The organism is Pannonibacter phragmitetus (assembly GCF_050510895.1).
GTDB classification, from domain to species: Bacteria; Pseudomonadota; Alphaproteobacteria; order Rhizobiales; family Stappiaceae; genus Pannonibacter; species Pannonibacter phragmitetus_B.
Window position 1 is genome coordinate 3,402,287 of record NZ_JBNINT010000001.1, and the last position, 15,658, is coordinate 3,417,944.

Consider the following 15,658-nt stretch of genomic DNA (forward strand, 5'->3'; position numbering starts at 1 on the left):
CGCCCTGCGAAAACTGCCCTAAGGGACATAGCTGACTGGACTTGAGATTGAAATTCCTACAGAAATTACTTTGACAACCTGGTGCGAATTTGATCGGCTGCGCCCATACAGGGTGATTGAAGCATCATGTCGGGGAGGATTAGATGCTGCCGGGTTCTCATGATCCCATGCGCAGGCACGCTGACAGGGTGCGGGAAACGGTCGATAACAACGGCTGCGCGGCGCATTCGCTTGTCGCTGCTTCCTGGCGCCGCTCGATGTTGTATCACGGCCTTGACCCCAACATGGACCGGCCTGCCGAGCGGGTGGAGGAGCAGACGCTTGCGCAAGCGCGCGACCGGATGGGAAGCCTGCTCGAGATCGCCGTGCCTACCCTGGACAGGCTGAATGCAACGCTTGCGCCCAGCGGCTGCAGCATCCTGCTGAGTGACAGGGATGGCCTGTTACTGGAGACCCGCGAAGCGCCAGGTGATCAGAGCGAATTTGCCCGCTGGGGCCTGACGGCAGGCGGTGTCTGGAGCGAGGCGCAGCAAGGCACCAACGGCATTGGCACCTGTGCCATCGAGAAGCGGCCGGTCATCGTGCACCAGGATCAGCACTTCCGCGTCAGCAACACGGAAATAAGCTGCATTGCCGCGCCGATCTTCGATCATCTTGGCGACCTTGCCGCAGTGCTGGACATTTCCAGTTGCAGGCGCGACCTCACCCTCCCCTATGCGCAGGTGCTCGGGATGGTGGTCACGGAAAGCGCCCGGGCCATGGAGAGCGACCTGTTCCGGATGGCCTACCCTGGCTGCCGGATTGTCGTGGCCAAGGGACACGGACACGGCGGCGTCTCTCTTCTGGCGCTGGATCCCGATGATGTAATCACCGGTGCGACCCGTCTTGCCCGCAAGACGCTTGGCCTGACCGACGCCGTTCTCGCCTCTGCTCCAGGCGCCGCCGCCTATCTCGGCACCGTTGCGGAGGAAGACCCTCGCGCGGCGGAAAAGGCCGCGCTGCGCCGGGCGCTCGCCAGGGCGAAAGGCAATGTTTCGGCCGCCGCCCGAGACCTTGGCATCAGCCGGGCCACCATGTACCGCAAGATGGGCGTGTTCGGCCTCGACGGCTGACACTCCCGCACCTGTCTCAAATCTGCGACAGATCCGGCATGCTTTATTGCCGCGCAGGTCTTTTCCCTTAAACAGGAGCGGCGCACACTTCGGGTCCTTGCCGGGCAGGTGGCAGCCCGGCAGCTCAGGGAGGAGCGCAAGGCCGCACGGGGCAGACAGGACGCGCGAAAGTGACGTCTACCCGGCTCTGGCCTCAATCTTTCTTCTTTCTCTCCATGGGCTTGCCAGCTGCGTTCCAGTCCGGCACCCTTGGGAAGACGCAAGACAAGAGCCATATGGGAAGAGCAGACTGCGGACGGCATGTGGATGGAGAGCCATCGCAGGCGCCAGAGCTGCGGCAAGCCTGCCCCCAAGGAGAGAGAGGCACGAAACACAATGGACATGACAGGGGAATACCGCATCCCGGCACCGCGCACCGATGTCTGGAATGCCCTGAACGATCCGGACGTGCTGAAAGCATGCATTCCTGGCTGCGACAGCCTGGAGATGACCTCGCCCACGGAAATGACGGCAGCCGTCACTGCCAAGATCGGTCCTGTGAAGGCCAAGTTCCAGGGCGCAGTCACGCTTGAGAACCTCAATCCGCCGGAAAGCTATACCATTGCCGGAGAGGGCAAGGGCGGCGTCGCCGGTTTTGCAAAAGGTTCCGCTGATGTGCACCTTGCCGAAGACGGCGGGGACACCATCCTCAGCTACACCGTGAAAGCACAGGTCGGCGGCAAGCTGGCCCAGCTGGGCAGCCGCCTGATCGACAGCACCGCCCGCAAGATGGCCGATGAGTTCTTCGGCAACTTCTCGCAGATGGTTGCCGGAAACGCCGCAGCCACAGAAACGGCCGAGGATGGCGAGCCTGACGCGGGCACGCTGGAAGAAGCCCGGACGCTGGCCATGGAGCACGCAGGTGACGCCGTGGTCCATGCTGTCGAGGACGTGGAAAAGAAAATCGGACACGCCGTGCATGAGGCTGAGGAGACAGTCGAGGTTGCGGCGGCGAAGGGAAGCTATGGCGGCCCCATGGTCTGGGGCCTTGCCGCACTGGCGGTGGTGATCATCATCCTCGCCGTCATGAGCATATGAGGAGCATGAGATACGATTTCCCCGCTGGTGACGCGACCGGAGAGCGGGAACAATTGAGGGAGGTATGAATGGCAAAAGTGTCAATGACCGTGAACGGCAAGAAGGTCTCGGCCGCTGTCGAAGACCGGACTCTGCTCGTTCACTACCTGCGCGAGGCGCAGGGCCTGACCGGCACCCATGTGGGCTGCGACACGTCCCAATGCGGGGCTTGCGTGGTGCATGTGAATGGCAAGGCCGTGAAGTCCTGCACCATGCTGGCCGCGCAGGCGGAAGGGGCCACGGTGACCACCATCGAAGGCCTTGCCAATGGCAATGAACTGCACCCCGTGCAGGCAGCCTTCCGCGAGCATCACGGCCTGCAGTGCGGTTTCTGCACCCCCGGCATGATCATGGCCGCCGTGGATATGATCGAGCGGCATGGCGCAAATCTGGATGAAGCCACCATCCGCCACGAGCTGGAGGGCAACATCTGCCGCTGCACCGGCTATCACAACATCGTCAAGGCCATCAAGGCGGCTGCCGACCAGATGGCCGGCATGCGGACTGCTGCCGAATAAGACCAGCCCTTGCGGCGCTTGAGCCTCTCAAGGCGCCGCCGAGCATCCCCATCCGTGCGGACGCGAAACCTGCACGGCACATGACAAGCCGAAGGCCGGACACATGCCGTGAGGAGGCGGCGTCCGGCCCTGCGGAACACGGAAACGGCCTGCGGGCAAAGGCCTGGCAGGAAACCTGTCTGAGGGAGTTATGCCATGGGAGTTCAAGGCATTGGCGCACGTGCGCTGCGCAAGGAAGACAAGCGTTTCATCACCGGCAAGGGCCGGTATACCGATGACATGACCGCACCGCGCATGACCTATGCGGCCTTCGTGCGGTCGCCCCACGCCCACGCCCGCATCACCGGCATCGACGCCAGCGCCGCGCTGGAGATGGAAGGCGTCGAGGCAGTGCTGACCGGCGAGCAGCTGGTGGGGGATGGCGTTGGCAATCTGATCTGCGGCTGGATGATCCACTCGCGCGACGGCAGCCCGATGAAGATGGGCGCCTGGCGCGCGCTGGAGCCGGAAACCGTGCGCTATGCCGGTCAGGCGGTGGCCGTGGTCATCGCCGAGACGCTGGGCCAGGCCCGCGATGCCGCCGAAGCCGTGCAGGTGTCCTATGAGGAGCTGCCGGTGGTGATTGATCCGGTGGCAGCTCTCGAGCCGGGCGCGCCGCAGCTGCACCCGGAAGCGCCGGGCAACCTGATCTACGACTGGGTGATCGGCGATGAGGCGGCCACCAATGCCGCCTTCGAAAAGGCCGCCCATGTGACGCGGATGGACATCACCAACAACCGGCTGGTGCCCAACCCGATGGAGCCGCGTGCCGCACTGGCCGACTACGACACTGCCGAAGAGCATTTCACCCTGCACACCACATCGCAGAACCCGCATGTGGCGCGCCTGGTGCTCTCCGCCTTCTACAACATCGCGCCCGAGCACAAGCTGCGCGTGATCGCGCCGGATGTGGGCGGTGGTTTCGGCTCCAAGATCTACATCTACCCGGAAGAGATGGTCTGCCTGTGGGCCTCCAAGCGCACGGGCCGTCCGGTGAAATGGGTCTGCGACCGCACGGAAGCCTTCCTCACCGATGCTCATGGCCGCGATCACCGCTCCCATGCGGAGCTGGCCCTCGATGCCAATCACAAGGTCATCGGCCTCAGGGTCAGCACGGTGGCGAACCTCGGCGCCTACATGTCGTTGTTCTCCTCCTCCGTTCCGACCTATCTCTACGCCACGCTGCTTTCGGGCCAGTATGACATCCCGGCCATCCACTGCAATGTGAAGGCCGTCTACACCAACACCACACCGGTTGATGCCTATCGTGGTGCGGGGCGCCCTGAGGCCACCTATCTGATCGAGCGCATCATGGAGACGGCAGCGCGTGAGGTCGGGCTCGACCCGGCCGAGTTCCGCCGCCGCAACTTCATCCGCAGCTTCCCGCATCAGACACCCGTCATCATGTGCTATGACGCGGGCGACTATGACGCGACGCTGGACGCTGCGCTCAAGGCCATCGACTATGCCGGTTTCCCGGCCCGCAAAGCGGAAGCCGCCCGTAAGGGCAAGCTGCGCGGCATCGGCCTGTCCTGCTACATTGAGGCCTGCGGCATTGCCCCTTCGGCGGCTGTCGGCTCGCTGGGCGCAGGCGTCGGTCTTTGGGAGTCGGCGGAAGTGCGGGTCAATCCGGTCGGTACCATCGAGGTGCTCACCGGCTCGCATAGCCATGGCCAGGGCCACGAAACCACCTTTGCCCAGCTTGTGGCCGAGCGCTTCGGCGTCGATACGGACACTGTGTCCATCGTTCATGGCGATACGGACAAGGTCCAGTTCGGCATGGGCACCTATGGTTCGCGCTCCGGCGCGGTCGGCATGTCGGCCATCGTCAAGGCGCTGGACAAGGTGGAGGCCAAGGCCAAGAAGATCGCCGCGCATCTGATGGAAGCAGCCGAGGGCGATGTGGTGTTTGAAGGTGGCGAGCTGAAAGTGGCCGGCACCGACAAGTCCCTGCCCTTCTTCCAGGTGGCACTCGCCGCCTACACCGCTCACAATCTCCCGGCTGGCATGGAACCGGGGCTGAAGGAGGGGCATTCTACGATCCCACCAACTTCACCTTCCCCGCAGGCACCTATGTCTGCGAGGTGGAGATAGATCCGGAGACCGGCAAGACCGCCATCGTCAACTTCGTGGCCGCCGATGATTTCGGCAAGATCATCAATCCGATGATCGTGGAAGGCCAGGTGCATGGCGGGCTGACGCAGGGCATCGGCCAGGCGCTGCTGGAAAACGCAGCCTATGACGAGGGCGGACAGCTTCTGACCGGCTCCTTCATGGACTACGCCATGCCGCGCGCCGATGATGTGCCGTCCTACACGCTGCTGACGACCGAGACCATCTGCCCGGGCAACCCGCTCGGCATGAAGGGTTGCGGCGAGGCCGGCGCCATCGGCTCGCCTCCGGCTGTCATCAACGCCATCACGGATGCGCTCGGCATTCGCGACCTTGCCATGCCCGCCACGCCCCAGCGGGTGTGGGAGGCGATCCGCAACGCAAGCCAGCCTCTGGCGGCTGAGTGATCTGACACGGCAGAACCGGGCGCGCCCGATGGCGGCGCCCGGCTCTACCCTCTTCTGACGCTTTCCTTTGAGGAGAACGAACACGATGTACGAGACAAGCTATCACCGGGCCGCTTCGGTCACGGAGGCTGCCAGCCTGATCGCCAAGGCGGATGACGGCAAGCTGCTGGCCGGTGGCCAGACCCTGATCCCCACCATGAAGCAACGCCTTGCCGCACCCAGCGACTTGGTGGACATCGGCCAGATCGCCGAGCTGAAGGGCATCACCGAAAGCGGCGGCACGCTGCGCATCGGTGCAGGCACCAAACATGCGGATGTGGCCACTTCCGATCTGGTCCGCCGCCTGATCCCCGGCCTTGCCAGCCTTGCGGGCGGCATTGGCGACCCGCATGTGCGTCACATGGGCACGATTGGCGGTTCCGTCGCCAACAACGACCCGGCAGCGGACTACCCCTCCGCCGTGCTGGCGCTGGATGCGACCGTCCACACGGACAAGCGTGACATTGCCGCTGCGGACTTCTTCGTGGGCATGTTTGAAACGGCGCTGGAGGACGGCGAGATCATCACCGCCATCAGCTTCAAGGTTCCGGAAAAGTCGGCTTACGCCAAATATCCGAACCCGGCCTCCCGCTACGCTATGGCTGGCGTTTTCGTTGCCCGCCACAAGGATGGCTCGGTGCGCGTCGCCGTTACCGGCGCCGGTCAGGGCGGCGTGTTCCGGGCAGAGGCCATGGAGGCAGCGCTGGCGGCAAAGTGGTCGGCAGATGCGGTGGCAGGCATTGCCCTTGAGGCGGATGATATGCTCTCCGACATCCACGGCTCTGCCGAATACCGGGCGAACCTCGTCACCGTGATGGCCAAGCGCGCTGTTGCTGCGGCCTGAGGCAAGACTTAAGCGGGGCGGGGCGGGGCACTGCCCCGCTTCACATTCGTACGAAAGAAAACCGGACAGCAAGGCACACAAGGCGTCACCCCGAGCCGAACGCAGTGAAGACCCGGGGCTCACTCATTTCCAGAGGGTTGCCAAAGTCTGCTGAGGGCTCCGCATCCTGAGCGCATTGCCCTGGAGCTTTGCAGCGCCGCCGGATGCTGCTCTCACCGCTCTGCAGGCGAGTGGACCCCGGCTCGCGCTTTTCTTGGCCGGGGCGACCTCGGAGAGCGAGGAGGTGCCTTCCTTCCCCTCTCTCACGCGGCCGCCACTTCGGCGAGGAAGCGGTCAACTTCTTCCTTGAGCATGCGCGTCTTGCTGTTCAGCTCTTCAGAGGCGCCCAGCAGCACGTCGGCAGAGCTGCTGGTTTCAGAAACGGCGTTAGACAGTTCCTGAATGTTACCAGCAACAGCAGACGAGCTGTCCGCCACCTGCCGCACGCTGCGGGAGATATGCGAGGTGGCCGAGTTCTGCTGCGTCATGGCCGAGGCGATGGCGCCGGTATAGCTGTCCACCTGCCCCATTGTCTCGCTGATGCCGGTGATGGCGGCGACGGAATCACTGGTGGCGGACTGGATGGCGCTGACCTGTGCAGCGATTTCTTCGGTTGCCTTTGAGGTCTGGTTGGCCAGTTCTTTCACCTCGGACGCCACCACGGCAAAGCCCTTGCCGGCCTCCCTGCCCGCGCCGCTTCGATGGTGGCGTTCAGGGCGAGAAGGTTGGTCTGGGCAGCAATCGCCTGAATGAGGGTGATCACCTCACCGATCTTGGCTGCTGCTGCCGCAAGCCCGTCCACCTTGGCGCTGGTTTCCTGCGTGGCATGCGTGGCGCGGCTGACCACCTGGGTGGTGCGGGAAACCTGATTGCCGATTTCCTGCACGGACATGGAGAGCTGCTCGGCCGCCGCTGCCGCACTGTCCATCCCAGCAAGCGCCGCTTCCGAGGCATCCGCCGTCTGGCTGGCGCGCTCGGAGCTCTCGCGGGCAATGACGGCGAGACGATGTGCGGTCGCATCCAGATTGCCGGCCGTGCTGCCGACAGCTTCAATCAGGTTCTGGGCTGTGGCCCGGAAGCCGGAGATCAGCGCATCCACTTTCTGCTGGCGGGCCAAGCTGACCGCTTCGCTGGCGGCCCGTTCATGCTCAAGCCGCAGCCGCTCCAGTGCGTTATCCTTGAACACCTGCACCGCCTGAGCCATGCCGCCAACTTCGTCACCTCGGCCAAGACCGGGCACCTCAGCCGTGGTGTCACCATCCGCCAGACGGCGCATGAAAGAGGTCATCGCGCGGATTGGGCGGGTAATCAGGCGGTTAAGGCCAACGGCAAGAGCAAGGCCAAGTGCGACGGCGGCAATGACCGACACGGCAATTGTGGTGACTGCCCGGTATCCGGCTGCCCGGTTGGCCGCAGACTGCGCTCTGGCAAGGTCCGTCGCCGTGGCCTGCAGCTGCACACTCAGCCGGTCCAGTTCGGCCCGGTTGGCCTCCAGACTGGACTTCGCATCACGGATGGCCGTGAAAGCGCTGGCATAATCCTCAAGGGCCTGCGGCATCGATCCGATTGCACTGGCAGCGGCCGGCACATAGGCAGAGGCGCCGTCCAGCTGCATGGCATGCATGCTGAGCATATCAATTTCCGCTTCCACAGCGTTGGGATCTGTCTCGCCCATATCCGCAACGAAGCTCGTGGTGTCCGTCTTGACGGTGGAGATCGAACCGGAGATTTCGAGCGCCTGCTGGCCGATCCGCGTCAGAGTGGCCAGCTTCTGCTGCAACCCGTTGGCATCGTCCAGTGCCCGGTCCAGCGCACCATAGATGGCAAAGCGGGCTTCCATGATCTGGGTGGTGAGGACGCCGATCCGGTCTGCCACTTCCTTCTTCTGCCCCATGCGGTTGAAGAGGTTGGTTTCGTCCAGCATCACCGGCAGAACAGCATGCAGGGCAGAAGCCTGCTCCATCAACCCGGCGGGCACCACCTTGAACCGCGAGCCTTCAAGCTTTTCAGCCTGGCTCTTGATCGTATCGAGCGTTTCGGCGATCTGCACACGCAGCTCCGGCGTCACTTCATTCAGCTTGAAGTCAGCCCCCATGCCGAACATTGGATGAAGGAAGGCAACGCGATCCTGCATGTCCTGCGCAATCCGGCCGAGCTGACGCAGGTCTTCCTGAGAGGAGGTGCTCAGCGTGGCTGCATCCGCCGCATCACGCTGCTGGCGCTGCAACTCGTTGGCAATGGTGCGGGTCAGACTGTCGAGCTGCGCCGTTGCGCGCTCAATCACGTCCAGCTTGTCCTTCAGGGACTGGGTGTCCTGTTCGACAGAAGAGAATGTCGCCCCGAATTCCGAGACCATGCCACGGGCAGCGGCAACATTCTGCTGAGGCTGAGGATTGCTGACAAGTGATCTGGCAAGACCCTCTAGCGTCGCATCCAGAGACCTGAGCGCCGCTGTGACCTGAACCGCACCGTCTGCATCCGGTTGCCGCAGGAAAGCTTCGCGTGCCGCCGACAGCGCCTTCAGCTCGGTGATGGTGGCCAACGCCTCATCAGCAATCTCGCTGCGCTGCGAAAGACCCGTCAGCGTGACGATGCCAACGCCTCCGACAAGCGCGGTCAGAACCAGAATCGCACCAAAGCCACCCCAGACCTTGTACAGGAACGAGAGGTTGGTGAAGGAAAGGGATAGTCTGCCCATGATATCCATTCGCTCCGAAGAATTTCATCTCCCGCCGCACTGGATCACATCATTGAGTGAACTGGATCTTAATCCGCAGCTTGAATATCATGAAATTTATATGACATTCAAATCGTTATTCATGTATTTTCATTTGAAAATACATGAATATACGTAACGACATAAATCAAAAATCTAATTAACAAAGAAAACATACCGATTCAAACGTGAAATAAGTAGAAAAACTTGGGAAGAGGCCCAATCTTCGCAGCTCCTGCAAACAAGGAAGCCGCACTGCACCTGCGTCAGGAACGGATGGGACCAAATGGCGATTTTATTGTAAAAAATGACAGGGATAAATTCTTAATCCAAACCCGATCCGATACTGCGTCGCAACATAGCCCTGTCCCCGCCAACGCCCTGGCGGCATCCACAGCTTTGCGGCCTGCCGGAAGGCGCAAACGCCGCATTCCTCTCACAATCCGCCAGCAGCCGCAGAAGGCTTCGTCTTCAAAAGCGCTATTTCGAACAGCGCTCCGCCCCCGGCTTAGTCCGGTAGCTGAAGCGTCCTCCATGCGCTTCCACAATGGCGCGCACCACAGACAGCCCCAGACCGCTGCCGCCAACCTCCCGCGAGCGCACCGGATCTCCCCGGACGAAAGGCACAAAGCCGCGGGAAACGATATCGGCAGGTAGTCCCGGTCCCTCGTCCGCAACAGAGAGAAGAGCCTGCTCGTCCACCGCGGCGAGACTGACCGTGATCCGGCCACGTACAGCATAGCGCCTTGCATTGGTGAGAAGCGCCAGAAGCGCCTGCCGGATGCGCGTTGCATCCACGGGAACCACCAGGTCTTCCAGGTCAAGCTCCAGCCGGAAACCGCCCGCCCGGAAGTCATGCCCGACAAGGTTGACCACGCCAGCAACTTCCTGCGCGAGGTGAACCGGCTCGATCTGCAGATCCAGATGGCCACTGTCGGCCAATGTCACCGTCCGCAGGTCTTCCACCAGACGGGCAAGCCCATCCACCTGTTGGATCAGCCCCTGCAGCGACTGTTCATCCGGCTCAAAGACGCCATCAATCATGCCCTGCAGCCGGCCCTTGAGGATGGTCAGCGGAGTGCGCAGTTCATGCGCGATGGTCGCGTTCCACAGGGCCATTTCGGCCGCCATGTCCTGCAGGCGCTGCGCCATCGTGTTGAAGTCACCGATCAGCGCGGCTGTCTCACCGAGGGCCTTGTCTCCGGCCGAAGCGCGAGACGTCAGGTCACCGGCAGAGATCTCGCGCGCGCTTCGGGCCAGAGATTCAAGCGGCGCCAGAATTCTGCGCGACAGACGCAGCGACACAATGGCTGCGATCGCCAGCGCCGGAAGAATAACGCACCCGAGGATGACGAGATCCGTCACAGTTAGCCAGCCATCCAGATCCTCAGGCGCCGGATAGAGGGCAATGATGACGCTATAGGTGAGATAGGATCCGAAGAACACAAGCAAACCGGCCATTACCGTGATGGCGGACATGGCGATCAGGATCTGGCGGCTCAATCCGGTTCTCGGTCTCATGATGTCACGCCAGCAGCCGGTAGCCGATGCCTCGCACCCCGGGCAGAAGGCCGGTGGCGCCCGCCTGCTCAAGCTTCTTGCGCAGCTTGCTGAGGTGGCTGTCCACCGTGCGGTCCAGTGCATCGGATCCAGGCAGGCAGGCATCCACCAGTTCGCTTCTGCTGAAGACGCGGGCGGGACTGCGGGCCATATGCGCCAGGATGCGGAATTCCGTAAGCGTCAAAGACAGGCGCACAGGTCCGGCGCCATCATCAAAGCTTGCTTCATAAGCATCAAGATCAATGGCGAGATTGCCAGCGCGCAGAACCCCTGCGGCCGAAGCCACGCCCGAGCGGCGAAGAACAGCCTTGGCGCGGGCAACGACCTCTATCGGGTTGAAGGGCTTGACGACATAGTCATCCGCACCGATGCGAAGCCCCTGAAGCCGGTCGATATCCTTGTCGAGCGCAGTGATCATGATTGCAGGCGTATTGCCCCTGCGGCGCAGCTCCGCCAGTACCTCCCAGCCATCGAGCCGGGGCATGGTAACGTCGAGAAGCACAAGGTCGGGCTTGAGCGCGAGATGCAGGTCAAGCGCCGTCCGGCCGTCACGGGCCTGAACAGTGCGGAATCCCTCCCTCACAAGATAGGCATCCAGAATTGCGGAAATCTCGTCGTCGTCTTCGGCAATCAGAACGAGGGCTGTCATGGCGTTCTCCTTGTGCCATTGATGCCATCAGCTGCGGCTGCCGTCGAGCACGACGCGCACCTCTCCATGAAACCGCAACACAATCTCCACACAGCGCCAACCTGACCGTCCGATAGATGCGGTGATGCCGCCTGAAACAGGCAGCCGCATATAGGATGATCGCGACCATGCGCCTTCGCCACACGCTGAAACATGCTTTCATTGCTGCAACAGTGCTCTGCCTTGCCGCTTGTTCGGACGATACAGATGGCAAGAAGGCGGACAGGGCAGCAGACCAGACATCCGCCGAAGCAACAACCGCTGTCCGCATTGCCGTGCAGACGGTTCAGCCAAGCCGGGTGGTCATCTACGATGAGCTTCCGGGACGGGTGTCGGCGGTTCGCACAGCAGAGATCAGGCCGCAGGTCACCGGCATCGTGCAGAAGGTGTTGTTCACCCAAGGCTCCGATGTTGTGGCCGGACAACCACTGTTCCAGATCGACCCTGCGCCATTTGAGGCCGATGTCGACGCAGCTGCTGCGGTGCTGGCGCGTGCAGAAGCCGAGCTTGCCAATGCGCTTTCCAAATATGACCGGATAACAGCCCTTGCGGCGACACACACGGCCAGCACCGCAGCACTTGGTGACGCCACAGCCGATCTGGCGCGGGCGCGGGCCAATGCGGCAGAGGCCAAGGCCAACCTGACACGCCGCAAGCTTGAACTGGCCAATGCGACCGTTCGCAGCCCGATCGCAGGACGGATAGGTCAGGCCTTGATCACCGAAGGTGGCCTGGCTTCAAGCGGCACCGCAACCGCGCTTGCGACAGTCCAGCAGATCGACAGCGTCTATCTGGATGTCCGCCAGCCATCCATGCGCCGGGAGAGGCTGGAAGAAATGCTGGAAAGCCGGAAAAGCGAGACGGCAGACAGCCTTCCAGTAGAGATTTTCACGATCACGGGCAGGCCTTACGGCTTCACGGGCAAGATCCTGTTCTCGGACAGCACTGTCGACACCGGGACAGGCAGTATTGCCATCCGTCTTGAAGTGCCCAATCCGGACCGGCAGCTGCTGCCGGGCATGTATCTGCGTGCCCGTGTCCCAAGCGCTATCTATTTGCAGGCTCTTACCGTGCCGCAGGAAGCGGTCCTGCGGAATACATCAGGCGAGGCACACGTCATCGTGCTTGGTGCAGACAACACCGTCAGCAACCGCACTGTTGAACTGGGTGCCCTCAATAGCGGCCAGTATCTGATCCTGTCCGGACTGCAAGCCGGCGAGACTGTTGTGGTTCGCGGACAGGACCGCGCCGGGACAGGCGCACCGCTTGAGCCTGTCGCATACCATCCGAACGCCCCCAGCCTCACATCTGAGAAGACCGTCCATGCCCCAGTTCTTCATCGAACGCCCGGTCTTTGCCTGGGTCATCGCAATCTTCATCGTCCTGGCCGGTGTCGCTGCAATCCCGCAGCTGCCGGTCTCGCGCTTTCCGGTGATTGCACCACCCAGCATCAGCATCATGGCCACCTACACAGGCGCCAGTCCGCAGACAATCAACGACAGCATCACGGCTCCCATCGAGCAGGAGCTGACGGCGGTCAAGAACCTGCTCTATTTCGATTCCTCTTCCGATTCATCCGGCTCCGCCACCATCACCGTGACCTTCAAGCCCGGCACAGATCCGGAGTTGGCGCAGATCGATGTCCAGAACCGTCTGAAAGCCATTGAACAGCGCCTGCCGGAACCTGTCCGCCGGGCGGGCCTGTCGGTGGAAGCCGCATCATCAGGCTTTCTGATGATTGTCTCCCTGCGCTCCGAAGGCGGCAAGACCGACCCTCTGGCACTGGATGACTATCTGGCGCGCCAGCTGGCAAAGGAACTGAAACAGGTGCCCGGCGTCGGCAGGGTGCAATCCTTCGGCTCGGAAGCTGCCATGCGGGTGTGGCTCGATCCTACACTGATGACGGCCTATTCCGTGTCCATGGCCGAGATAATGCAGGCCATACAGACGCAAAATGCCCAGGTTGCGCCCGGACGGCTGGGCGAGGCGCCTGCCCTTCCCGGTCAGGCGGTCAGCATTCCGCTGAGCCTCGACGGGCAACTGAAAACACCCGAAGAGTTCGCCGCCATCGTGCTGCGCTCCAACCCTGATGGCTCGAAACTGACACTTGGCGATATCGCAAAGATCGAGATTGGCGCCCAGACCATGGGCTTTTCGATCTTCGACGGCGGAAAGCCCGCGACTGCCGCCGCCATCCAGCTCTCGCCAGGCGCTAATGCCATCAGCACGTCGGAGGGCGTCCGAGCACGCCTTGCAGCGCTCGCGCCCTCGATGCCGGAAGGCGTCACCTACGCCATCTCCTATGATACGGCACCTTTCGTGAAGCTCTCGATCACCAAGGTCGTGCAGACGCTTGCCGAAGCGATGGGGCTGGTGTTTCTCATCATGCTGCTGTTTCTTCAGAACATCCGTTACACGCTGATCCCGGCCATCGTCGCACCCATCGCGCTGCTGGGCACCTTTGCCGTGATGTGGGCGATTGGCTACTCGATCAACGTGCTGACCATGTTCGGCATGGTGCTGGCGATCGGCATCATCGTGGATGACGCCATTGTCGTGGTGGAGAATGTCGAAAGGCTCATGGCCAGCGAAGGACTGAGCCCGCGCGAGGCGACCCGGCGTGCCATGCGGGAGATCACCGGCGCGGTCATCGGCATCACTCTGGTGCTGACAGCCGTGTTCCTGCCTATGGGCCTTGCCAGTGGCTCTGTCGGGGCGATCTACCGGCAGTTCACGGTATCGCTGGCGGTCTCGATCCTGTTTTCAGCCTTCCTTGCGCTCAGCCTGACGCCTGCGCTTTGCGCCACAATCCTGAAACCAGTCGCTCCACATCACGAGCGAAAGGGCTTCTTTGCGTGGTTCAACCGGGGCTTTGACCGGCTGACGGCGCGATACTCGGTCTGGACAGGCTGGCTTGTGAACCGCCCGGCCCGCATCATGGTGATCTATGGCGCTCTCACCGGCGCCCTGGCCCTCGGATACAGCGCATTGCCGACCGCCTTTGTGCCGGAAGAGGATCAGGGAACGTTCATGACATCCTTCACGCTGCCGGCCGATGCAACCGCCGAACGGACACGGGAGCTTGTCAGGATTTTCGACACCCACGCGGCATCAAGGCCGGACATTGCCAACAACCTGTCCATCATGGGCTTTGGCTTCTCCGGTTCGGGAGCAAACGCAGCAATGGCCTTCACCACACTGCAGGATTGGGATGCCAGAACCGGCAGCACCGCCGCCGAAATGGCTGCGGCAGAAGAGGCCATGCGGAAGACGGTAGAAGGCGAGGTCCTCATCATGAAACCTCCGGCCATCGAGGAACTGGGCACCACGTCCGGTGTCAGCTTGCGCCTTGTCGACAGAGGCGGGCGCGATGCTGCCGCACTGCGCGCTGCTGCGGACCAGCTCATTGAGCTCGCTGACGGCAGCAAGCTCTTGAAGAATGCACGTGTCGATGGCCTGCCCACCGGGCCAAGCGTGAACCTGCGCATTGACCGGCAAAAGGCCAGCGCACTTGGCGTGCCTTTTTCTGCGATCAGCGACCTGCTCGCCGCGACGATGAGCTCGACCTATGTCAACGACTTTCCCCGTTCCGGCAACTTGCGGCAGGTCATACTCCAGGCACAGGCCAAGGACCGTATGCAGGTCGAGGATATTCTGAAGCTGAATGTGCGCAACGACCGGGGCGGCATGGTGCCTCTGTCCGAAGTGGTGACACCGCAATGGTCGGTCAGCCCGCTCCAGCTCAACCGCTTCAACGGTTACCCGTCACTCAGCATCTCCGCAGACGCCAACAGCGGCGTTTCAAGTGGTGCGGCGATGCAGGAGGTCAAGCGCCTTGCCGCACAACTCCCGGCCGGCTTCACCGTGGAATGGACGGGGCAATCCTTTCAGGAGCGTCAGTCAGGCGCACAGGCACCGCTGCTGGTGGCCCTCTCCTTTCTTGTGGTGTTCCTGGTGCTGGCTGCACTTTATGAAAGCTGGACCATTCCCCTCTCGGTCATGCTGGTTGTGCCGCTCGGCGTGCTGGGTGCCGTGATTGCGGTGCATCTGCGGGGCTTTGAGAACGACGTGTTCTTCAAGGTCGGCCTGATCACCCTGATCGGCCTTTCGGCCAAGAATGCCGTGCTGATCGTGGAATTCGCCCGCAAGCTGCGCAGCGAAGGGGCGACGCTTCACGAGGCGGCTGTCGAGGCGGCACGCCTGCGGTTGCGGCCGATTGTCATGACCTCGCTGGCCTTCACCCTGGGCATCCTGCCCCTGGTCATCGCAAAGGGGCCAAGCTCGGAAACCCAGAACGCCCTGGGCACCGGCCTTTTCGGCGGCATGATTTCGGGCACCGTCCTGGCGGTACTCTTCGTGCCCGTGTTCTTCGCCGTCGTGATGCGTCTTGCCGGGAGAAAAGCACAGATTGAAGGCAGATAGGAAATGCAGCCCTTCCCGGACAGCCAGCAGGCGCATCCGGGAAGGG

7 protein-coding genes and 3 pseudogenes are annotated in these 15,658 nt (G+C 62.4%); 7 read left to right on the plus strand and 3 right to left on the minus strand.

Annotated elements, in window-relative coordinates; all coding sequences use genetic code 11:
- Positions 1–143: 143 nt before the first annotated feature.
- From ACQB61_RS16250 to ACQB61_RS16270, 5 genes and pseudogenes are all read left to right on the plus strand, one after another.
- Positions 144–1,112, plus strand: coding sequence for a GAF domain-containing protein (locus tag ACQB61_RS16250; protein ID WP_430513461.1), 969 nt, complete (start codon positions 144–146; stop codon positions 1,110–1,112).
- 375 nt (positions 1,113–1,487) lie between these two features.
- Entirely contained in the window at positions 1,488–2,189 is a 702-nt protein-coding gene (locus ACQB61_RS16255; protein ID WP_430513462.1) for an SRPBCC family protein, read from the plus strand.
- 68 nt (positions 2,190–2,257) lie between these two features.
- The gene (locus ACQB61_RS16260; protein ID WP_430513463.1) at positions 2,258–2,746 is read left to right on the plus strand and encodes a (2Fe-2S)-binding protein; all 489 of its coding nucleotides are present in this window, start codon (positions 2,258–2,260) and stop codon (positions 2,744–2,746) included.
- A gap of 195 nt (positions 2,747–2,941) precedes the next feature.
- Positions 2,942–5,304, plus strand: a pseudogene (locus ACQB61_RS16265) (xanthine dehydrogenase family protein molybdopterin-binding subunit).
- Between the two features lie 85 nt (positions 5,305–5,389).
- Positions 5,390–6,187 carry an FAD binding domain-containing protein gene (locus ACQB61_RS16270; RefSeq protein ID WP_430513464.1) on the plus strand — a complete coding sequence of 266 codons (798 nt, stop codon included), beginning with the start codon at positions 5,390–5,392 and terminating at the stop codon, positions 6,185–6,187.
- 302 nt (positions 6,188–6,489) lie between these two features.
- Here the strand turns inward: ACQB61_RS16270 and ACQB61_RS16275 are convergent.
- From ACQB61_RS16275 to ACQB61_RS16285, 3 genes and pseudogenes are all read right to left on the minus strand, one after another.
- Positions 6,490–8,933, minus strand: a pseudogene (locus ACQB61_RS16275) (methyl-accepting chemotaxis protein).
- A gap of 489 nt (positions 8,934–9,422) precedes the next feature.
- Positions 9,423–10,463: an ATP-binding protein gene (locus ACQB61_RS16280; protein ID WP_430513465.1), complete on the minus strand. Its 1,041-nt coding sequence runs from the start codon at positions 10,461–10,463 to the stop codon at positions 9,423–9,425.
- Between the two features lie 4 nt (positions 10,464–10,467).
- Positions 10,468–11,151, minus strand: coding sequence for a response regulator (locus ACQB61_RS16285; protein ID WP_430513466.1), 684 nt, complete (start codon positions 11,149–11,151; stop codon positions 10,468–10,470).
- 167 nt (positions 11,152–11,318) lie between these two features.
- Here ACQB61_RS16285 and ACQB61_RS16290 point away from each other — a divergent pair.
- Positions 11,319–12,395 (plus strand): annotated as a pseudogene (locus ACQB61_RS16290) (efflux RND transporter periplasmic adaptor subunit); the annotation flags it as partial.
- Positions 12,396–12,513: 118 nt separating this feature from the next.
- Positions 12,514–15,612: a multidrug efflux RND transporter permease subunit gene (locus ACQB61_RS16295; protein ID WP_430513467.1), complete on the plus strand. Its 3,099-nt coding sequence runs from the start codon at positions 12,514–12,516 to the stop codon at positions 15,610–15,612.
- Positions 15,613–15,658 lie beyond the last annotated feature (46 nt).